Consider the following 19,267-nt stretch of genomic DNA (forward strand, 5'->3'; position numbering starts at 1 on the left):
ATTAACCGCTAACTCGTCGGCTCAACGTCGGCACCCATGTTTTCTTCCAGGTGCTCGATCCTAGAGGTGCCTGGGATGGGGAACGTGACAGGGGAGTACTCAAGCAGCCAGCGCAGAGCACTGCGGGACGTCGCCGAGGCATCTTCGGACTCAAGGTATTTTCCGGCCCCCAAAGGGGCATACGGGACGAAAGCGATGCTGTTGTCCTCACACCACTGCACCGCGTCTTTGGACTCGGTGTTCAGAAGGCTGAAGGCATTCTGAACTGCCGTAATCGGAGCGATCGCTGCTGCCTCGATGATCTGAGCAACGGTCACTTTGGACAATCCCAGTGCCTTGATCTTGCCCTCTACGCGCAACTGCTCCAGCTCCCCGACCTGATCTGCGAGCGGTACGTTGGGATCAACTCTGTGCAGGTAGTAAAGATCGATTGCTTCGACTCCGAGCCTTCGCAAGCTCATCTCGACACACTGGCGCAGATAGGCCGGCACACCGCACGGTGTCCATTGCCCTGGGCCCTGGCGGGTAAATCCGCCTTTCGTGGCAATGATCAAATCTTCTGCGTAGGGATACAGAGCTTTGCGGATCAACCTTTCGGCGTCGTACGGGCCGTAAGCGTCAGCGGTGTCGATATGTTGGACACCCAATGCCACAGCAGAGCGCAAGACCTCGATCGCGTTTTTCTCGTCAGCAGGCGGCCCCCAGATTCCAGGCCCTGTCAGCCGCATGGTGCCAAAACCTAAGCGACGTATCTTTTTTCCGGTCAGCATCCCGTGTGTCGTGAACGTCATGCCAACCCCATGCGCAGGAATACGTCGGCGGTGATTTGAGCCAGAAGCGCCTCGCGCGCCGCAGGAGTCAGCACCTTGTGATGGATTGAGTGCCGCTCAAGTAGCGCATGCAGATGAGTGTCCACTGATGCTCTGTAGCGACTGTCCGTGTCTCGCCCCGGGCCGAGGGCAATGGAAGGATCCAGCTTCGTGGCAAGAACGGTCGTGTAGTTGGGGCTGTGATTCATCATTACGGCCCCAATGGCCTCGACTTCATGCGTAGCCAAATCGCACCCTCGGTACTCAACGGCAGCGTTCCAGTACGCCACCGCATCCATGACAGGGCGATCAACCAACACAACATCTGCGTTGACGCGGGCAGCGTGCTCCGCTTCAAGCGTCCGGTCGATGAACCACATCGTGGAGTCGTATGTGTGCTGGGTGAGCAGAGGAATGCCTTGCTCAACGGCAAGTGCCCCGAAGGAGGGGATGGCTTCGACGCGGATCCCCTTCACCTCAAGTACCTTCCTCAAGTCGGCACAGAAGGTGGATTTTCCGGTTGAGTGAGTGCCGGCAACCCCGATTACGACCGAACTCACCACAAGCTTCCCTGTTCAGGTGCGGGTGTTTTGTCCACGGTCTGAATCTTGAGCTGAGCGATCTTGCAGACTTCTGGCCAGCTATTGAGGAGGGAGTCCTGAATCAATCTGCCCAGGAGGAGGGCGGTTACTCGGGCGTCCTCCCCGGCGCGATGCAACTCGCCCGAAACTTCAGCGTCCAGGCCAGTCAGAGCCAGCAGCGCGGAGAGGCTGTGGCTTTGAGCATCTGGGTACACATGGCGTGATAGCTTCAGGGTGTCTATCACTCCAATCGGTGCCCAGTCGGGAAGATGGCGCTTCATCACTCCGTAGTCGACTGACGCGTTGTGCGCGACGAACCATTTGCCCTGAAGTTGTTGTTCGACATTGTCCCGCAGCTCTTCCCAAACAGGTGAGCTCTTCACTTTTGTGTTGCCGATGCCGTGCACACGCTTGGCTTGCCAGGTGATGGGATTTGGCGGCTTGATGAGCCAGCTTGAAGGCTCATCGCCATCGACGACAGGGAACGAGGCGATAGCCAGCTCCACGAGGTCAGGCGGTGTGTGGCCATTACCCTCAACGTCGACGATTACGATGGGCTCGGAGGGCCACTGAAACTCCGTATCGGTCATCAGATATTCCTCTGCGCTTCCGCGCGTCCATGGCGATCATAATGATGTGGCTTGTCGGCATCGTGCACCTGGTACCCAAGCGTGTGCTGCATGAAGTACCGGCGCTGTTCATCGAGGCCGCGAACGATGATGGAGCGTTCTGTTACCACCGGTTCACCCTCAACGCCCAGCCGCTGGCATAGGCTGTCGAGAAGTGCTTCATCGGGCTTCTTCCACGCTGCCTGGCATGTGGCGTATTGAGCGGAAGGGCATGTGTCACACAGCTCGGTGATCCCGAAATGGCCGTTGTAATCGGGCTGCTGGTGGGCATAGGCAACCCCACATGAGGTCTTGCGGAATATCGGAGTGCTTGGAGCGTGCGCTTGATAGATGCTCAGCAACCGTTGCTCCTCCTCCAGCGGCAGCAGCTTACGTCTGGCGGTTGAGGTGTAGGGCTCGGGAATACCCTGGCTTTGGTAGTACCGGGCAATCTCTTGTCGATAAAACAGCCCGCTGAACACCGTTGCGTGGGCGTGTTTTGCGAGCTGCGCGGCGCGAGCGATGTGTTCCTCGGAATCGTTAAGCCCAGGGACAATTGGTCGCCAGTAGAGCAACGTCCGGTAACGCTGCGCATGTTTGAACAGGGTTCGCAGGCTATTGGCTGCGATCGACGATTTGATGGGCTCGATCTTCGGGTCTTCGATGCCTGAGTAAGTCACCAGCACCGTCAGCTTGATGTTCGTCAGGGCATTGAAGCGTTCGCAGTCCTCGGGCGTCACACGCCAGCGAGTGATCACAAGCACGTTGTTGGTAAACCCTGCCTCATCGAGCAGTCGCAGCAGGTTATGGGTATGGCCTTTCACGTCCGGAAGCATCGGATCGGTTGCTCGGTTGAAAAGCTGAATCGGCGTGATATGAGGCTGGAAGAAGCGATGCGAAACGAACTGCCTGAAGGCTTCTTCGTCGGTCATCACAGCCTGGGGAGTGCGCTGCTCGAAGTTACCGAACAGGTGCCTCACGCAGTAGCTGCAGTCCAGGGGACAGCCGACGATATGGTTCAGGCTGAGGCCACTTTTACGGTACTCGACAGGATCCCGGAGGCTCGGGTTGACCAGTGCCAGTTGCGTGGCGTTGATGACAGCGACGTTTCTATCCATGGACGCGCTCCTTGCAGCTCAACCGAGTTGCAGATGTTCCTTCGAGGTGTGCCTATCCATCCTGGAGCGTCCTCGGAACTGGGGTGAAGCACTACCAGGCAGGCGAGCTGGTAGGCTATCAATTTGCCATCAAATTGGGCAATGAAGATTTCCATGCGGATTGACACTCCGTCTCTTGGCGCGGAAATCGTCACTGCCATGCATGCCTATGCGCGTCAGATCAATGCCCCAGTGATCCCCAACTGCTCTGGAAGCTCGGCCCATCCGACATGGGAGGTTGGGTTGGTCGACTGATTTGAATCGTAACCGGGATCGGGAAATCCACACCCACCATCGCTACCTCACCCTGCTTTAGGTTTGGCAGAAATGCTGCAGCGGAGCGATCTATCTCACCGCAGGCTCGTTCAACGACTTCGCGGTCACGGTCGTTCGTAAGCCGGTGGACGAGCAGGGTACCCATCTGACTGAGCACGCCTTCAGTTATGTCGCGTGGTCGTTGGGTCGCCAAGCAAATGTTCAGCCCGTATTTTCGACCCTCTTTCGCGATCAGTTCGAAGGCATCCAGATTCTGTAGGTCATCCTCGTTACCAACGGTTTTGCCCAGGAAATTATGGGCCTCGTCGAGGATGGTGATTAGTGGTCTCATCCTGAAAACCTCAGCCCGGGCTCGCTGCAGCAGTAGTCTGCCGATAACGTTGGCCACTACCTCACGGGCGTTGAACTCGTATCCAATTGAGCTCAAGCAGACCCTAAACAGCTTCTTGTCGCTACGAATGAAGCTGTCCAGTTGATCTACGAAACTGGAAAGGCCGGCAGCGGGACTGAAGACGCAGCCCAGCGACGGCGACTCCATCACGCCGAGGATGCGGGTCATCAGAGATGTGCAGTGAGAGATTTCATTACTGGCTCCCCCGAAACGCTCAGAGTCGTTGTAAGCGGTCGGGAAGCAGCACTCCTGCACCAGCTGAGATACCAGTTTGCGAGGGTTGAATGGCGTTGTTGGATTTCCTACCAGGCTTGCGTTGTTGCCTCTCTTCATGGCCTCGCGATAGACGTCTTTCGATTGGTCTACCTTCAAGACGATGTGCCTCGGGAACAGGTCAGGTGCGAGATGTACGAGTCGGAGGCTTTTGATCGCTTCCCTCAGCTTCGGCCCTTGTGTCTTCCCTGATGGCTGGAAGAGGGCAATGAAGTCGGATTCGGTGAAGCTAGTCGGGGGAATCGCGACCTCTACAGAGCCTTCAGCCCGGTGGAGGGGGCTGCCAAGGTGGCAATGAACCGTGTCATCGCCAACGAGCGAGCGGTATTCGCCCGTGGCATCAATCAGCACTACTTTGGCTGAGAAGCGGCGACACTCCTCGATCAGCTTGGATGTCGTCCAGCTCTTGCCTCCGCCTGTGGAGCCCAGGATTGCGCAGTGCCGTCCGAATATCTTTTCGGGAGTGACGGCAATAGGAAATCCGCCATCCCCGGCAACGTGACCAAGGTTCAACGCTACCTCAGGTGGCGCACCGTCCACACCCGTTGAGGTCAACAAAGGGATCTGGGAAATGAATTCTCCAGGGGCGGAGTAGACCCGATCGCCAAGCCGTGGATACGAGCTAACTCCTGCTGTGACTCGCAGCGATTGCGGGTTTACGGAGCCCAGAAGGCGTATGAAGCCTATTGCGTCGATTTGGCGGCTACCTGCAAAGTCCTGTGAAATCTCCGAGCGATCCCTGTCAGGCAGCGTCACTTCGGTTATGCGCCCGAGCAGCACTGCTTGCTGGCCTTCAATGAGCACAAGCTCGCCGACCTCACCTTTGCCGTAACGGTTGTGGCCCAAGTATTGGCCGCTCACATTGCCGGCATGCGCCAGGTTCGTCTTTACCAGCTGGGCACTCACACTCGAAACCACACCAATTTTGAGATTGCTGGCCAGAATCCCGTCGAGAGCACTCATGCGTTTTGGCTCCCCAGGCGTCTGACGGCATTCGCCAACTGCTCTGCTGGAGAAGCTGTTCTCAGGTGCGGAATGTGGCTGACAAGATCGCTGAACGAGCCACTGACGAAGTGGATGTCCAGGCCACGCTTGGCGAGGTCATGGAATCTGCCCCAATAGTCGCTTGAGCCATGGTGTCCCCGGTTATGCAGGTGCGTGATGCACTGGAAGTCGCAGAGTATGAGTTTCAGGCTCGGGTTAGATTGGATCGCTGAGAAGATTGGCTCAGAGAGGTGATCATCGTTGAAGCCGAATCCCCCCACGATGAGACAACTGTTGGGCTGACGCAGAAACTCCAGGTAGCGCGACAGAAGCTCTAGGTGAGGCTGCAGGAATGCCTGCTGGTACTTGCCTTTGGCTGGGTAGATGAGGCACGCGTTCGCAGGTGTAGGCGCTGTGTCCTCGTAGATGTCCTTTCCCTCTCTGCTCCAGCTCACCGATCCATGCAACTTCAGTAGCTGGAACACACCTTCGGCGAACTCATGACCTTCCACCTCTCGCCTGACGATGTCGTAGCTGAAATGTTTCCCATCGAACCGCCGCCTGCGGGTGTAGGAGAATCCATCAATGGCCATCATCCCGAGGTCAGAGGCTGCTGTCTCGAAGCACATATCATAGTTTGTGGTGAAGACCTTCAGGCGAGGGTCTCGGACTCGTCGTCTCGCCAGCTTCTGCAGCAACTGCCTGTATGCAGAGATATCGGCGCTTGGGGCTCGCAGGAATGCTGAGCATGCATCTAGGATGACTGCTTTGACCCCGCTGACAAACCCTTCGACGGTGGCGTCTTTATTGAAGGCGAGATAGGCGTCGCATTGAGAAAGGAAATGCTCGATATTTGGATTTATGGTTTCTTTGTAGCGCACCACATCCATCACGAGCCCTGCCGCCTCAGTGGGATCCCCTGAGCCGGGTGTGCACATGGAGCGCTTCCACAGATCCCACATGCTCGGCCCACCTGGTGCACCAAGCGAAGTCCCACTTCCAGCCAAAAAGCCAAGATTGGGAACTTGCAGTGCCGCAGCGAGCATGTCCGACAGTGCTGTGCGGTTTGAAACGATCCTTGTTGGATCAGGTGGTGGTACGCCCTTGAGGACTATGTAGGCTTCTTCATTCAAAGGCGCCCAATCAGAAGCCCCTGGTGCTAGGTAGGCTTGAAGGCCCTTACGGTTGGCATCAAGCTCCACAGGTTTGTCAGCAGGGGGCGGGGGGGCTACGGCTTCTACAGAAAGGGCTGGGGCTGGCGGGGCGTTTTCGTTGGACATCAACACGATCCTTGAGGGGGCGTATCCCGATGGCGTGCTATGGGCCAATCGAGTGCGCGTGATGAAACCTGTGGGCAACGCAGTATTGGCATAATGACATCGGTGCTATGGCGCCGGAAGTGGGGTAGGAGGGTGAATCTAGCGAAATTAGTTACAAGGCTCATCGGCTAGCCGGCGAGGGAAAGAGAGCTGCTACAACCAATACGTCGAGGTGATCGCTCATATCGTCTCACGGCTTCGCGGCCAACCGGCCAAAATGCTCATCCTGCTCCCGGCTCCCCCAGGCAAGCTGCCACGTTGAGTGTGATGGGGGTCTTACCGACCCCGCCTTGGCGTGGTTTTGAGGGTCAGAGGTTTCCCAAGGGGAGGTGCGAAGAAATGAGAGCTTTGCCCCGGCGAAATCAATTGGTTGCCCAGTAAAATCCGAGCGTCTTGACACGTCTCGCGTGTCTTCTAATCTGATGCCAGACGCCTTCTACAGGCGTTCCGCCGTGAGCTGGAAGCGGCCAGACAATATGAGAAACCATTGCCCCGTTCGGCGGGGAGTTCGTTTTCTATTGTCTGGAGATCGCGATGAAGCCAGACCTACCACCCGTTTCTCCCCTTAAATTCCCTCCGCTGAACCTCGATCAGCCCCTTGAAAGCCGTCTCAAGCTGCCGGATGGGAGCATGGTGAAAGAGGGCTACAGAGATCCCGACTGTTTTGACATACATTGCCAGAGCAGATTTGGAAGGAGCTGGTTTTCCATAAGGGCCGAGTGTATTGAACACCTTGAAGCTCGCCTCGGCGCAATCAGCGTACGGATCAAGACGCTAGAAACCTTGTTAAAGCAAGGGCAGCCTCCCGAGAGCCTTCTCACAGCGTATGACGACATCTATGAGCAACTTGAGATGGTATACGCGGATGGCTCGTTGGGAGCGTTGGTAATGATCTCAAAGCTCTATCTTGTGGGGGCCCAGTTCCCCCCGCTGGCTACACCTGGCGGAGGCCTCAAAGCTGCAGTGATGGCTGCAGAGTTCGGGTATGTGTCGGTGTACAGCTTCCTGGGGGATTACCACCTGGGGGAGGGGCGGGCTTATGAAGCTGCCGAGGCCTATGAATCAGGAGCGTACAAAGGATGTAGTGTCAGTAAGTACCAGTTGGCTCAGTTTGCGGAGCGTGGTGTTGGAGGGCAGTTGAAAAGCGTTCGAGCCGCATTCGATCTTTATGCAGAAGCCACAACGGGAAATTACCCACCTGCATGGGTTGCGATGGCTCGGCTTTGGTTGCGCAATCCTGGAGAGATGCCGAGACCTGAGCATCTTGTTGGGATGTTGAAGGAGTGTGTCGAAATGAGGTGCGAGGGGGCTGCAACGGCCTTGGCTGAGATCTATTTGGCTCACGACCATTCCTCTGACACGAAGCGTATGGTGATGTCGCTCTATCGGTGTGCAGCGGTCGGAGGCGATATCGAAGCGCAGCTCAAGCTCGCGAGCTTGCTGGCGGGCGAGGGGGCCTGGGAGATGGAAATAAAACCGGATCTTGAAGAGGCGTTATGTTGGTATGAGTGGGTGTATGACTCTGAAAATGCTTCGCCCGCCCAGGCAGTTCTGGCCCACTTAAAACTGGGCCACCTGTTCATGGCCAAGGATCAATATGACCGAGCGGCACATCACTTTGCCTTCGCTTCGGACACTTACCTTGAGGCTGCTGAGCTGCACAGAATCTGCGAAAAAAAGGGGGAGGATCTCAGGCGCTGGCGACAGCACAATACTGGCGGTGAGTGTCTGTAACGAGTCGACTGGGCTGAAAAGCGGCTTGTGGGGTTGATGCACACAGGGCGATAGGGTCATTTCCATCGCCCTGTTACCTCTGGCTTCCCAAGCGACAGGCTCAGGGTCTTAGTTGGGCATAACCTGCTTCTTGCCGTTCACGAAAATGTAGGTGTCTGGTTCCCATTCAAACTGCAGTTTTGCTGTGTTCGACGAGGCGAGCTTGGTGTCCGAGGCTTCGAATTGGTTGAAGTCCATGGTGCCTTGATAGATGTAGTTCTGGCCCGCGTCGATCTGGGCGTCGTCAGCCAGCCGGATGCGTTTGATGACATCGCCAAACATATCCTTCAGCACAACCGTGCCCTTCACGCCTGCCAGGGCCTCAGCTGTGTTGTTCTTGAACGCCACGCTGATGGTGAAGTACTCCGAGTATTTGCTTCGTTCGTAGTCCTTGGGATTGAGCTTGAGCTCAACCAAAGAGGCAGTGAGGGTGGCATTCATTTCCTTGAGCGCTGCCAGCTGCTGCTGCTTGATCTGCTCGGCCAGGAGTCTCTGCTTTTCTTGCTCAGCTGCCTTCTCGTCCAACCAGGCTTGCTGGGACTTCAGAGCATCATTGACCGTCATCTCGGTCACGGTTTTATTGCCCCCAAACGCACTTGCTACCGCGAGGCGTGTTGCATACCCAATGAAGAGCTTCTTCTCGTCATCGGACAGCTTGGACACAGCATCCTTGAGCCCTTGGTCTTCTGACCATTTGGCCATGTCCGCTGGAAGCATCGCCTGCTTTGGATCGCTGCAACCAGCCATCAATAAACCAGCCATCAAAATGGCAGCCACTTTTGTGCGCATCGTATTTCCCTATGTTTAAGTCGGTTGTAGCTGCGAGGTTTGCGGCCCTGTTTAACCTGAGGCCTTCCTGCCCGGCGACCTTCGTCCGCCTGCGGTGAAACCAAATGTGACTGGCCTTTGAGCGTGATGGTTATACGACAGTGGCGCAACGCTATCAAGACGGTGGGGACAGTGCATACGAGTCCCAGGGCAGACACAAAGTAGTGGCTCATCGCTATTGCCACATGGTTCATTGACGGGCACCCTAAACCTATTTGCTTGGAGGCACAGCGGTGGGCGCAGAGGAAAAGCGGTACGCGAGGGAGCGGTTCACAAAGCAACTGATCCGGATTTGTGAAGCGCTGGACAAGGTATCGACCCGTGAATTTGAGTACATGCTGTTCGATGAGCCGCGCGTCTGTCGTATGACAGTCAACCAGCTTTGGGTATTCGGCTCATACGCACGCGGAGCTCTGACGTGCGGGGATTTGGATGTTGTCGTCAAATACACGAAGGCGTTGGGCGGCAAGCCAATGCCAAAGGTCTACACACGTGCGTTTTTCGGCTTATGCCCAGGCGTAAGGTTCTACGATGGGGATCCGCAGGAGAATAGCTCCGGTGCTGAGCTATCCGGCGCGGTGCTCATTTGGGCCGGCAGTGACGATGCAAACGCGTGGAGGGCGAGGATCGACTCGATCGTGCCTGATGCAGATGCAGGAAGGGCTCCGCGCGATACAGACTGCATCCCGTTGCGTTCGGAGCAGTTGCGCACCCACGGTGATGATTTCATCCGTGCTGCCAAGCTTTACCAGGAAGGTTTTCTTGAATGGGATTACTTCCCTCTCAACGATGAGCTGATGAGCCCCATCCCGGACTCAGGTTTGTCTCGAAGAGATTCCAGGCTGATCACGATCGCGAGTGACATGACCCAAAAGACTCGCGATCTGGTGCCTGCCATCTGGCGCGTCGCAAATCTGACTGAGCCCAACGGGACATGGAGTGAGGCAGTCGCCGAGCGTGCAACGTTTCGCTGCGGGAGCACTTTGATTCATGTCGGGACGCCGACTTTGTCACTCCGTTGCTTTGAGAGCATGAAGACTCGCCAGTTGATGCTCATCCCTCACCGCACTGCACGAGGCCCGAATGGCATCTGGCTCATTCGGCGCGGGCCTAAACACCCCCAGGTGCTCGGGTTGAAGAAGCGCTCTGTATTCTTCATCGGCGTGCCCGGTATGCCTGAGCTTGTCTGCGCTCGGCATCAATCTGAGGATGTACGCATCCTCGAACTGTTCGACACCAAGAGCCAGGCGAAAGCAGCTATCGCCGAGACATTTTCAAAGCCTGAGGAGGGGACAGTAAGCCAGGCTGAAAATGGAGAGATCTTTGACCTGATAGTGCAGGCTGATGTTCTGGAGCATGGCGTCGAGCAAATAGCGATTACGGATCTAGGCCGTCGGTACCTTGACCAGGCAGGGAAAGGGGAGGATAGGGAGTGGCTAACTGGCTTTGCGCAAGAGCTCCCAGAAACGGAGGCTTGAATGACGTAGAGCTGCTGGGCTTGCCGAAGCTCAGCGGTTTGCCATGAGGTGCTGATGGTTCGACTACCTCTCCGTGGGCTTCGCCGTTAACTAGGCACCCGTCGAAGCCACCTATCAAACTACAGCATATGGAGCGATTGTGGTCGCGTACTTTTAACGAGCGCGAACGCCCTTGCCGACTGAGACTCCTACTCCAACGAAGCTCTCGTACGAGCCCGTCCAAGGCCCAGGTCATCCAAGTGCACCCGTCATTTCGCTGCGTCCCTCTGCTTCCCGTTGCCGCCAGGTTCGCGGATCGACCAAAGCCATTCTGGCGGCGAGAGGCACGCTGATCTTTGCTTTCAAACGAGCTTTTTTGAGGCTCCGGCGTTGTTTGTTGTTCATCTTGGGTGACCTGTTAAAGGTGGGGTTGAGCGCCAGAGGTTATCCAAGGAGGTGGGGCGAAGAAATGAGAGCTTTGCTCCTCCAAAATCCATCGGTTGGCCATCGTAATTAACGTCAAGTCTTTGGTATGTGCGATACGTTTTCAGATGTTATGATTGCTCGAAGCTCCAGATTCTCTATAATCAGCATTTCGTTAATGGATGCAAGCTTGGCTATCTGGAGCTTTAGTTCCTTGTTTTCTGTCCTGAGCTCGGTGTTTTTTGTTTTTTCGGATTTTAGTTCACTGTGTTTCAAGTCTCGCTGGGTTCTACTTGATTTGTCTTGCTCGGTTCTAATTATCTCCGCGACTTTTGGGTAATGGTTATGGATCAGCGATGCCGAAACTCCAGCTTCCCTTGCTACCGCTGAAATAGACACCTTGGTTTCGTCATTGTTAGAGCGATTGTTTCTTATCCGTGCTAGGGCTAAAAGAATTAGTTTTTCCCGATCTTCAGCAGGCTTTCTAGAGTTGTTCATTGTTTTTCTCAGGGCTGTGGCCAAGTTTGGTTAGAACTGCGGCGTATCTCTCAATGTCACGAGTGATTCGGACAATACCTGCTTCTCCAATATCCTTAACGTCGAGAAGATTCTTAAGGTTAGCGTACAATTCCTCATAAATTCGTACATGAGTTTGCCCGATTGCGGCGTTACTGCAGTCCGAGCAGCGCCCTCGATCCATTGAATTCCCGATGCATGCATTATTATCAGCGGTGCACCAGGCATGCCCATTGCTACGTATAGCCGTGCTTTCAGAAATTGACTTGATCATAGAGGCATGATTTTTGAAGAGCGCTAAGTTGTCAGGGTCACGTTGCCACTCCTTGAGGCTGGTGCCATACCCTCCGGCTAATACGCTCTCGTCCAACCAGCTTTCCACTGTCTCCTTTTTGATTGCGGCAAGCTCGGTTTCGATTTCATCATATAGCTCCAAATCGAAACTCTGGGCCCACGAGTCATCCAGAGCGTAGCCAAGCGTCATATCCATTGACCAGTGTTTGAAATGCTCTTTCAAGTATCGCAGGTCACCAAATTTGCTGTGTGCAACATAGTTTGCAAACTTCTTCCGAAACTGATGGCTTGAAATATTCCAGTCTAAGCCAGTAAGCTCGACAAACTTTTTGAGTTGTTTATTCCAGCTGCCCACTGAAAGTGTGCGCGCCTCTGCATTCTTACTAGTGGCCACACCAAGGAATAAGGACTCTTGGTGTGCCTTGGCGATAGCGATTTCTGGGTCGAATGGGTCAGTTTTTTCACGCCTTGCAATTTCATCAGCTATCATGGCCTGGTACGGTAACGCAAAACGCTCCATGATTTTCACTGCATCGATTCCGATAGAAGGAATCATCCAGTTGCAGATGCCGGCGTAAGTTTTTTCAGATTCGGCGCTGATCCAATAGTAAGTTTCGCCATCATCGTCAATTGTGTTGTGATACCCGCCAGCTTTGAGATTGGCAAGTTCGTGATTTCTACAGCCTGATGTGCTTGAAATTAAGATGTAACAGGCGGTTCGGAGGTGTATGATTTCCTCTCTCAATACGCTGGCGCCATTCTCGTAATTGTGATTTTCTAATACTTTTTTCCTTTCGGCAGTATATTTGCTCTGTCCTCTTGCGCCAAATTTTATCTTGACTTCGTCTAGGTCGTCACGAATATCCAGTAGGCGGCTTCCATTTTTAATGAGCTCATGAGACTTGGCAAATAGCGAGCTAAAAATCAAGTCAGGCATGAGAGGCGTAGAGCTCGTGGTTTTATGCTGGGCGTTGCTGCCTGTGAGTCGCGCTAACCCTAACGCAGAGGTCTCAGGCCATGGATGCGCTTTCAGAGGGTGGTTGGTGTGTTGGCTTAGTTCAAATAGTGCCTCAATGGCAAGGAAACGTCTGGAAATGGTAAGTTTTGCAATCGGTTTGCCTCTGGCGGTTATTAATGTACTTGTTTCTTGGGCGAAATTGTGGAAAATAATTTTGGGGATGTCCTTGAGGTTCGTTACGCCCAGTTTTTTTAGATAGCGAATGAAGTGCAGCAAGTCATTAAGCATGTTGCGTAGCGTCGAGCCTTTTGGCTTTCTGGTGCCTTCTCTTCCCCAGATTAAGTACCGGTAGGCAATTTCCTTGATTGCATCTCTGTACTCGGCTGGGTATCGGGAAAAGTCTACGATGGTATGACTTCTAGCGCGGTTTTTAGGATGTCCACTTACCTGCCATTTGTCGTCGCCAAAGCGGCTCACAATTATCCATTGCTTGTTTATATTAATAACCGCAATGGGCAGAAGGTCGCGTTCAGATGTCGGGATTTTTTTTAAATCGACAGGGCTGAGCTCACGTTCAGTATTAGGTCTGTATGATGTATCCATTATGAAATCACCTCAATGCCAGGAATGCAGTCGGAACTCCAAAATGGATGCGGATTTTTCTGAGCTTGAGCTTTGGCTTCGTCTACTGCGGATTGTTTGAAAATTCCACGGCTAACGCCCTCTGCGACAATGTATTTGTCGATGAGTCTCGGGATATGGGCAAGCTCCCGATTCCACCTGTGTTTAGGCATGTTATTGCGCTCTTTGAATATTCTGAAGTAAAAGCTGAAAAGCTTATACAGGTCATCTGAGGTCACTGCGAAATGCTCACAGCGTACACAGTTCAAAAAGCTCGTGCAGATTGGATCACTTCGATTCATGAAGCGGCTGCGAGTACTGTTGTTGCAGTTGGCAACTGGTGTTTTGTGATAGGTGTTGCCTATGGTATTAGAAAGTAGCTCTTTAACAAGGATCTCACCCATAAAGCGCCAATTCTGCTTGCTTTCCGTTGTAGGAGCTAGATAGTTATCACTTGTGATTCTTGGGCTGTTGCCCAGTGCTCTGGCAGTACTGGCAATATCACCATCAAGAATCTCATAAATTCGATTGGCGAAGGTCTTCCGTAATCTTGATACCGTGATTTTCAGCGGATTACCTTGGTTGTCTCTAAGGTTATAGTCGGCTACCAACTTCGCGGTTGCAGACTGCAACATTGATGATGAAAGGTAACAGATCTTGTCGTGCTTTCCGGATTCGCGAGATCGGTAAAGCCAGACTCTATTATAGGTTGCTTGCTCTCGGAGCGGTTGGGTGCGCGAGATGACCTGCCTGATCATGCGCGCCACGTTTGATCGAACTCCAGGCATTGAGTCCAAGTTTTTTTCAGTCTCGCTCTCTTCGCGTAAAGCTACCTTATACGTGTTATGCCCTCTACGCTTCCATAGAACTAGGAAAAAAGTATCATCCTTCGGATGTGGCTTCAGGCAGTCCGGGGGCATTTCAAGCAGGGGGTGGGTATTTCTACCGGTATGGAGAGCAACAATAAGAAGGCAGTAGGAGAGAACCTCACTTGTCAGCGGCTGTGTGTTATCCCAGATTGGCTGGATAGCTGATCGCAGTGCTGATAATAGTGATTTCTTTTCCGAGTTTGTGAGTCCCTCTGCCTTTTTCATGGATCGATTCGAGTTGGGAAACGGGTTTAGGGGGAATGTCTTATCCGGGCCGTGAGTTACCAATTTGAAAATACCGCGCTGACCTAATGCCAGTAGTGCGGTTTTTATTAGTGAAAATCTTCCCCGTTGAGCAGATATGGCTAGCCCAAGTTGAGAGGTGTGATGCAAAAAGCCGTTTATCATTTCGCTGTTGATGTCCGCAGGGACTAGCGTCTTATTTAGAGTCCTGGCATGAAGCGCCAGATAAGTAAGGAAAGTTCCAACGGCTCCGCAGATTGACGCTACGGTGGCGGTTTCAAGCTGTGCGTCTTGTTTGGCTACGAAGCGAAGAATTTGTACGTGGAATATGTAGGTGATCGCATCGATTTTCTTTCCATACCACTTTTTGAAGGAGAATCCGACCCTGCCCGTAGGGTTGGCGGGAAACACTACAGTATGATTAATCTTCAAATCGTGTATTGACGGTTCTGAAGAGTTGATGTCGGGCGTTATTTCAGGGGTGGATAGGTCTGAGGACTGAAATACCTTCTTTTTAGCCATGTCAGTCCTCCAACTCGCTTAGCTCGCGGTCATACTCCAGTACAGCATCGTCTACGTAGTCATCGACAAGGTGGGCGTAGATCATTGTCGTATTAATTGATGAGTGACCTAATTGATCTCTCAGGAACGCGATAGGATCAACTACGCTACGGGTACGCTGGAGTTGAACAAGCGTATGGGTGGCATAGGTGTGCCGGAGCATATGCGGCGTGACCTCCAGCCCTATAGAGCGACCTATGTTTTTAACTATCTTCTCAAGGGCTTTTCCGCCATTTGAATAACCCCGTCCATCTTGGTTCACGAAAAGCCTTTCATTGTCCGTCCTGCCCAGGCCGATCCTTTCACCCCTGTAGTGCTTGATGTACAAGTTAACTTCATTTATAAGCGAGCGGCTGACCCAGATGGAACGAGATTTTTTGCGCTTAGTTTTTATCCCGGATCCATCTTCTGGATCCAGAAGCATTTTGATATTTGCTGTTTTGCCGGGCGTGGCCAGTGCTTTCTTGATGTAATTAAGCGGGAACGTGGCAAGCTCTTCTCTACGCAGTCCAGTTCTGAGCGCAAATTTTATAAGCGCTCGATGATGCACGTTTTTCGTTGATTTTATAATTAGTTTGGTTTGCTTCATTGTTAGATATTTTGGTAGTGTTTTTGCGAGGCGCGGCATCACATCGCTTGCCTCTGCTGTAGTGCTAGATCCACTAATGTGAGCGAGGTAAGATGGGTCTTTAAATACTGCTCGGATTTCTAGGTCGGTTGGTAGCTTTGAAACCAAACCGGTCTTCAATGCGTATTTATAAAATCTCAAGATGAAAAACAAGCGAAGGCGAACTGTTCTCGTGGCCAAGTTATGGATGTTAAAGCAGTAGTCGCGGTAAGCATGTAAGAGCGTTTTCGACTCTCCCCGATCCACATCGCGCCAGTGCAAGTTATGAGCTTGAAGAAATGAAAAATAGTCATAAAGGGCTTCTCCGGCGGCTGCCCATGTTTTGGGTGAGCGAATGGCTCCACGCCGGAGGTAGCTCCTCAGAAAATCATTCGCTGGGACGCAGCTCTCCATGCTGTCGTGCAGAAGGATGGGGAAGCCTTCGAGAGACAGGCCTGCGAGCTTGAACTCTCGGGTGGAAAGGATCAGATGCATGGATGTCCCTTGATGGAAAGCTTGGAGCTGGGCTTGATCATCTGAGGGAAGCGTAGATCAAGTCAGAGACATCAGCTAACGATTCAAACGCCCCCTAACATCATGTATACCTCGGGTACCACCGGCAAACCCAAGGGTATTGTTCGCGAGAATGGCGGCAATGCCGTGGCGCTGTGCTATGCCATGCGCCATATCTACGGCATGCAGGCCGGTGATGTGTGGTGGGGTATCTCCGATGTGGGCTGGGTGGTCGGCCATTCGCTGATCGTCTACGGGCCGTTGATGAGCGGCTGTACCACGGTGTTCTACGAAGGCAAGCCGATTCGCACGCCAGATGCTTCGGCCTACTGGCGGGTGGTGGAGCAGTACAAGGTCAATGCGCTGTTCTGTGCGCCCACCGCCATGCGCGCGATCCGCAAGGAAGACCCGGAGGGTGAACTGATCCGCAAGCATGACCTGAGTTCGCTGCGCCAACTGTTCCTGGCAGGAGAGAAACTCGATTCCAGCACCCATGAATGGCTGGAGCGGGTCAGCGGCAAGCCGGTGCATGACCACTGGTGGCAGACCGAGACTGGCTGGCCGGTCACCGCACCGTGTGTCGGGCTGGAAGGCAGCGCGGCCAAACCAGGTTCGAGCAACCGCGCCGTGCCGGGTTATCACGTGCGTGTACTGGATGATGAGGGCCACCTACTTGGCCCCAACCACCAAGGTTCGATCGTGATCGCCTTGCCATTGCCCCCCGGCTGCAGCCAGACGCTGTGGGGCGACCACGAGCGTTACCTGCAGGCGTACCTGCGCACCTACCCTGGCTATTACCACACGGGCGACGGCGGGTATCTGGATGACGACGGTTTCGTCTACATCATGGGGCGCACCGATGATGTGATCAACGTCTCCGGGCACCGGCTTTCCACGGGTGAGATGGAAGACCTGGTGGCGCGCCACCCGGCGGTGGCCGAGTGCGCGGTGATTGGCGTGCATGACGAGATCAAGGGCCAGGTGCCATTGGCGCTGGTGGTGCTCAAGGACGGTGAGGGCATTGCCGAGGCGCAGCTGCTGGTGGACCTGGTGGGCAGCGTGCGTGAGGAGATCGGCCCGTTGGCCTGCTTCAACCGCGTGCGGCGGGTGAAGCGCTTGCCCAAGACCCGCTCCGGGAAGATTCTGCGGGCGGTGCTGCGCAAGATTGCCGATGGGCAGGAATATGTGCCGCCGTCGACGCTGGATGATCCGGCGGTGTTGGGGGAGATCGAGGCGGTGCTGGCGGATTTGCCCCGGGCCGGTTGATGGGTTGCCAGTGCTGGCCCTTTCGCGGCTAAAGCCGCTCCTACATGGAATCACGTACCCTTGTAGGAGCGGGTTTACCCGCGAATAGGCCGGTTCAGGCAATACAAACCTAAGGGGCCAGCTGATGCAGCTGCCCCAACCGGCTACGCGTACGCATCAGGTCGGCCAGCGGCCCGCCCAGGCTTTCTTCCAGCGGCCGCTTGCCGATCACCACCACCTGCCGGTCCTGGTCATACAACACATCCACCAGGTTGACGAAGCGCTGCTGCGCCGCCAGCGAACACTCCGACAAGTCATCCAGCCCATCGATAATCCACTCATCGTACGCCTGGGCCAGTACCAGGTAGTCGATCACTGCCGTGGCCTTTTCGCACAAGTCGTCAAAGCCAAGCACTACCCGCCGGCCATCAACGGCCAGGGCGCGCAGCGGGCGCTTGTTCACTTCCAGTATCAGCGGCAGCTGCGCAGGTACATTCAGCGCCTGGCGCTGCGCTGCATTGCCTGGCCACACGTAATGGCCCTGGGTAAAGCGCTGATGCTCGCGGTTGGCCGGCAAACTACGAAAATCGGTGTCGCCGCCCACTTCCAGCACTTCCATCGCGCTGTTGATAAGGCGGATCACCGGCAGGAAGCGCTCGTGGTACAGCGGGTTGGGCAACAGCCCTTCCGGCGCATAGTTGGAGGTTACCAGCAGGAAAACGCCGCGGCTGAACAAAGCCGTGAACAGCCGGGTAAGCAACATGGCATCGCCAATGTCATGCACGTGGAATTCGTCGAAGCACAGCACTTGGCAGTCGCCCACCAGTTCGTCGAGCGTCGCACCCAGTGCGTCGTCCAGCGCGCGGTGGCGGTGCATGCCCTGGTGCAGGCGGGCAAAGAAGTCATGAAAATGCAGGCGCTTCTTGGCTGCTACCGGCACGGCCTGAAAGAAACCATCGAGCAGCCAGCTCTTGCCCCGGCCAACCGAGCCGTACAGGTACAGGCTGCGTGGCTGCCCTTGCTCAAGCTGCGCCAGTTGTGCGGCCATGCAGTGGATGACCCGGCGCTGGCCATCGCTGAGCTGATAACTGCGGCTGAGCGCCTTGTCCTCGAACCAGCTGAGCAGTTCGCTCTGTTGATTGGCGGCGCCGCGCAGGCGTTGGCCGAGCTGGCGCAGCGGGTTAGGGATCCAGGCAGACAAAAGCAACGCTCCTTGGGCGATGGCGGGGCAGCGTGCAGCTTGCCCGAGGGCGGCCATTTTGACTAATACAGAAAGTGCCCGGCAATCATCGCTTCTCGCGATAGGTTCGGCCGCCCTGTGCGCAGCTGACCTAGGCCTTGCGCTCCAGTTGGCGTTCGATCATGTACTTCACCGCCAGGCGCCGCTCCTTCAAGTGGCGCAGGTCTTCGTCAACGAAGTTGCCAGCCGAGATCGACTCGGCGGCCAGCACCTGGTTGTCGATGTCCACGTATTCGTCCAGCAAGCGGTCCAGTGTCTTGTCCTGCTGACGGCGCTGCTGGACGATTTCGCGGGGGTAGTGCAGGTCTTGGTAGAGGTCGTGGGAGACAGGCATGGGGTCCTCCTTGGTCAATGCAAATGGCTCATCTGATTGGAAGGGAGGAAAGCGATTGTGTTGAAGCGAAGCGGGGGGAAAGCGACGGACGGTCAACCTGCATCCGGTGTAAATGACTAAGCCGCTGTTTTTTGACAATTTTTTTTGATCAGGGGGTTCACAGACTGAAACTTTGTTGTTAAAGTGCCGCGCATTCCAAGACAACAAGCAAACAAGCAGTTGTCACCTACTTGGAATTGTCAGAGCAGCAAATGCTGCATCCGATACAGGGGCGTCGCCAAGCGGTAAGGCAGCAGGTTTTGATCCTGCCATGCGTTGGTTCGAATCCAGCCGCCCCTGCCATTTTCCAGTTTCAAACGTATATTGCCCGGTGCTTAGTTTGATGAG

Annotated in this window: 16 protein-coding genes, 1 tRNA gene and 1 pseudogene; 4 read left to right on the top strand and 14 right to left on the bottom strand. The window is 54.6% G+C overall.

The genetic code is table 11. The features are described 5' to 3' along the window. Positions 1-8 precede the first annotated feature (8 nt). The 6 genes from ACI2KG_RS18580 to ACI2KG_RS18605 all read right to left on the bottom strand — a co-directional run bounded on the left by ACI2KG_RS18580 (position 9) and on the right by ACI2KG_RS18605 (position 6,359). The gene (locus ACI2KG_RS18580; protein WP_404662876.1) at positions 9-791 is read right to left on the bottom strand and encodes an aldo/keto reductase; all 783 of its coding nucleotides are present in this window, start codon (positions 789-791) and stop codon (positions 9-11) included. After that, the gene (locus ACI2KG_RS18585) at positions 788-1,369 is read right to left on the bottom strand and encodes an AAA family ATPase (protein WP_404662877.1); all 582 of its coding nucleotides are present in this window, start codon (positions 1,367-1,369) and stop codon (positions 788-790) included. The genes ACI2KG_RS18580 and ACI2KG_RS18585 overlap by 4 nt, the downstream gene beginning before the upstream one ends. Continuing rightward, complete coding sequence (locus tag ACI2KG_RS18590; RefSeq protein WP_404662878.1) at positions 1,366-1,980, bottom strand: exonuclease domain-containing protein; 615 nt, start codon at positions 1,978-1,980, stop codon at positions 1,366-1,368. The genes ACI2KG_RS18585 and ACI2KG_RS18590 overlap by 4 nt, the downstream gene beginning before the upstream one ends. Further along, positions 1,980-3,116, bottom strand: a complete 1,137-nt coding sequence (locus ACI2KG_RS18595) for a radical SAM protein (RefSeq protein WP_404662879.1) — start codon at positions 3,114-3,116, stop codon at positions 1,980-1,982. Before ACI2KG_RS18595 ends, ACI2KG_RS18590 begins: the two co-directional genes overlap by 1 nt. Before the next feature lie 220 nt (positions 3,117-3,336). Further along, positions 3,337-5,058 (bottom strand): ATP-binding protein, encoded by a 1,722-nt coding sequence (locus tag ACI2KG_RS18600; RefSeq protein WP_404662880.1) that lies wholly within the window; start codon positions 5,056-5,058, stop codon positions 3,337-3,339. Next, positions 5,055-6,359, bottom strand: a complete 1,305-nt coding sequence (locus ACI2KG_RS18605) for an SIR2 family protein (protein WP_404662881.1) — start codon at positions 6,357-6,359, stop codon at positions 5,055-5,057. Before ACI2KG_RS18605 ends, ACI2KG_RS18600 begins: the two co-directional genes overlap by 4 nt. A 573-nt stretch (positions 6,360-6,932) precedes the next feature. On the opposite strand from ACI2KG_RS18605, the gene ACI2KG_RS18610 reads away from it, so the two are divergent. After that, a complete protein-coding gene (locus tag ACI2KG_RS18610) occupies positions 6,933-8,132 on the top strand; it encodes a hypothetical protein (protein ID WP_404662882.1) in 1,200 nt (399 codons plus the stop codon). 108 nt (positions 8,133-8,240) lie between these two features. On the opposite strand, the gene ACI2KG_RS18615 is transcribed toward ACI2KG_RS18610, so the two are convergent. Continuing rightward, positions 8,241-8,960 carry a hypothetical protein gene (locus tag ACI2KG_RS18615; protein ID WP_404662883.1) on the bottom strand — a complete coding sequence of 240 codons (720 nt, stop codon included), beginning with the start codon at positions 8,958-8,960 and terminating at the stop codon, positions 8,241-8,243. A gap of 272 nt (positions 8,961-9,232) precedes the next feature. On the opposite strand from ACI2KG_RS18615, the gene ACI2KG_RS18620 reads away from it, so the two are divergent. Then, positions 9,233-10,477: a hypothetical protein gene (locus ACI2KG_RS18620; RefSeq protein ID WP_404662884.1), complete on the top strand. Its 1,245-nt coding sequence runs from the start codon at positions 9,233-9,235 to the stop codon at positions 10,475-10,477. Positions 10,478-10,708: 231 nt separating this feature from the next. Here the strand turns inward: ACI2KG_RS18620 and ACI2KG_RS18625 are convergent, their stop codons facing one another. The 5 genes from ACI2KG_RS18625 to ACI2KG_RS18645 all read right to left on the bottom strand — a co-directional run bounded on the left by ACI2KG_RS18625 (position 10,709) and on the right by ACI2KG_RS18645 (position 16,043). Beyond that, on the bottom strand, positions 10,709-10,861 hold the full coding sequence (locus ACI2KG_RS18625) for a hypothetical protein (protein WP_186517051.1): 153 nt from the start codon (positions 10,859-10,861) through the stop codon (positions 10,709-10,711). 114 nt (positions 10,862-10,975) lie between these two features. After that, positions 10,976-11,377, bottom strand: coding sequence for a TetR family transcriptional regulator (locus tag ACI2KG_RS18630; RefSeq protein ID WP_404662885.1), 402 nt, complete (start codon positions 11,375-11,377; stop codon positions 10,976-10,978). Next, positions 11,364-13,250: an integrase gene (locus ACI2KG_RS18635; RefSeq protein WP_404662886.1), complete on the bottom strand. Its 1,887-nt coding sequence runs from the start codon at positions 13,248-13,250 to the stop codon at positions 11,364-11,366. The genes ACI2KG_RS18630 and ACI2KG_RS18635 overlap by 14 nt, the downstream gene beginning before the upstream one ends. After that, positions 13,250-14,902 (bottom strand): hypothetical protein, encoded by a 1,653-nt coding sequence (locus ACI2KG_RS18640; RefSeq protein ID WP_404662887.1) that lies wholly within the window; start codon positions 14,900-14,902, stop codon positions 13,250-13,252. Before ACI2KG_RS18640 ends, ACI2KG_RS18635 begins: the two co-directional genes overlap by 1 nt. A 1-nt stretch (position 14,903) precedes the next feature. Further along, positions 14,904-16,043 (bottom strand): tyrosine-type recombinase/integrase, encoded by a 1,140-nt coding sequence (locus ACI2KG_RS18645; protein ID WP_404662888.1) that lies wholly within the window; start codon positions 16,041-16,043, stop codon positions 14,904-14,906. A gap of 90 nt (positions 16,044-16,133) precedes the next feature. Between ACI2KG_RS18645 and ACI2KG_RS18650 the strand changes: the two are divergent. Further along, positions 16,134-17,327: pseudogene (locus ACI2KG_RS18650) on the top strand (AMP-binding protein); the annotation flags it as partial. Between the two features lie 109 nt (positions 17,328-17,436). Here ACI2KG_RS18650 and zapE read toward each other — a convergent pair. Both zapE and ACI2KG_RS18660 read right to left on the bottom strand, forming a co-directional pair. Continuing rightward, positions 17,437-18,507, bottom strand: a complete 1,071-nt coding sequence (gene zapE, locus ACI2KG_RS18655; RefSeq protein WP_404662889.1) for a cell division protein ZapE — start codon at positions 18,505-18,507, stop codon at positions 17,437-17,439. A gap of 130 nt (positions 18,508-18,637) precedes the next feature. Next, positions 18,638-18,880 carry a hypothetical protein gene (locus tag ACI2KG_RS18660; protein WP_176507476.1) on the bottom strand — a complete coding sequence of 81 codons (243 nt, stop codon included), beginning with the start codon at positions 18,878-18,880 and terminating at the stop codon, positions 18,638-18,640. A 267-nt stretch (positions 18,881-19,147) separates the two neighbouring features. Here ACI2KG_RS18660 and ACI2KG_RS18665 point away from each other — a divergent pair. Then, positions 19,148-19,222 (top strand) — tRNA-Gln (locus ACI2KG_RS18665). The last annotated feature ends 45 nt before the right edge of the window (positions 19,223-19,267 follow it).

Origin of the sequence: Pseudomonas sp. NPDC089407, from assembly GCF_044900445.1 — a bacterium.
Classification (GTDB): Bacteria; Pseudomonadota; Gammaproteobacteria; order Pseudomonadales; family Pseudomonadaceae; genus Aquipseudomonas.

What these genes read in the sequence shown, in the direction of transcription:
- ACI2KG_RS18580 (WP_404662876.1), bottom strand. Translation starts at nt 791, where the DNA reads ATGACGTTCACGACACACGGGATGCTGACCGGAAAAAAGATACGTCGC.
- ACI2KG_RS18590 (WP_404662878.1), bottom strand. Translation starts at nt 1,980, where the DNA reads ATGACCGATACGGAGTTTCAGTGGCCCTCCGAGCCCATCGTAATCGTC.
- ACI2KG_RS18595 (WP_404662879.1), bottom strand. Translation starts at nt 3,116, where the DNA reads ATGGATAGAAACGTCGCTGTCATCAACGCCACGCAACTGGCACTGGTC.
- ACI2KG_RS18600 (WP_404662880.1), bottom strand. Translation starts at nt 5,058, where the DNA reads ATGAGTGCTCTCGACGGGATTCTGGCCAGCAATCTCAAAATTGGTGTG.
- ACI2KG_RS18605 (WP_404662881.1), bottom strand. Translation starts at nt 6,359, where the DNA reads ATGTCCAACGAAAACGCCCCGCCAGCCCCAGCCCTTTCTGTAGAAGCC.
- ACI2KG_RS18610 (WP_404662882.1), top strand. Translation starts at nt 6,933, where the DNA reads ATGAAGCCAGACCTACCACCCGTTTCTCCCCTTAAATTCCCTCCGCTG.
- ACI2KG_RS18615 (WP_404662883.1), bottom strand. Translation starts at nt 8,960, where the DNA reads ATGCGCACAAAAGTGGCTGCCATTTTGATGGCTGGTTTATTGATGGCT.
- ACI2KG_RS18625 (WP_186517051.1), bottom strand. Translation starts at nt 10,861, where the DNA reads ATGAACAACAAACAACGCCGGAGCCTCAAAAAAGCTCGTTTGAAAGCA.
- ACI2KG_RS18630 (WP_404662885.1), bottom strand. Translation starts at nt 11,377, where the DNA reads ATGAACAACTCTAGAAAGCCTGCTGAAGATCGGGAAAAACTAATTCTT.
- ACI2KG_RS18635 (WP_404662886.1), bottom strand. Translation starts at nt 13,250, where the DNA reads ATGGATACATCATACAGACCTAATACTGAACGTGAGCTCAGCCCTGTC.
- ACI2KG_RS18640 (WP_404662887.1), bottom strand. Translation starts at nt 14,902, where the DNA reads ATGGCTAAAAAGAAGGTATTTCAGTCCTCAGACCTATCCACCCCTGAA.
- ACI2KG_RS18645 (WP_404662888.1), bottom strand. Translation starts at nt 16,043, where the DNA reads ATGCATCTGATCCTTTCCACCCGAGAGTTCAAGCTCGCAGGCCTGTCT.
- ACI2KG_RS18660 (WP_176507476.1), bottom strand. Translation starts at nt 18,880, where the DNA reads ATGCCTGTCTCCCACGACCTCTACCAAGACCTGCACTACCCCCGCGAA.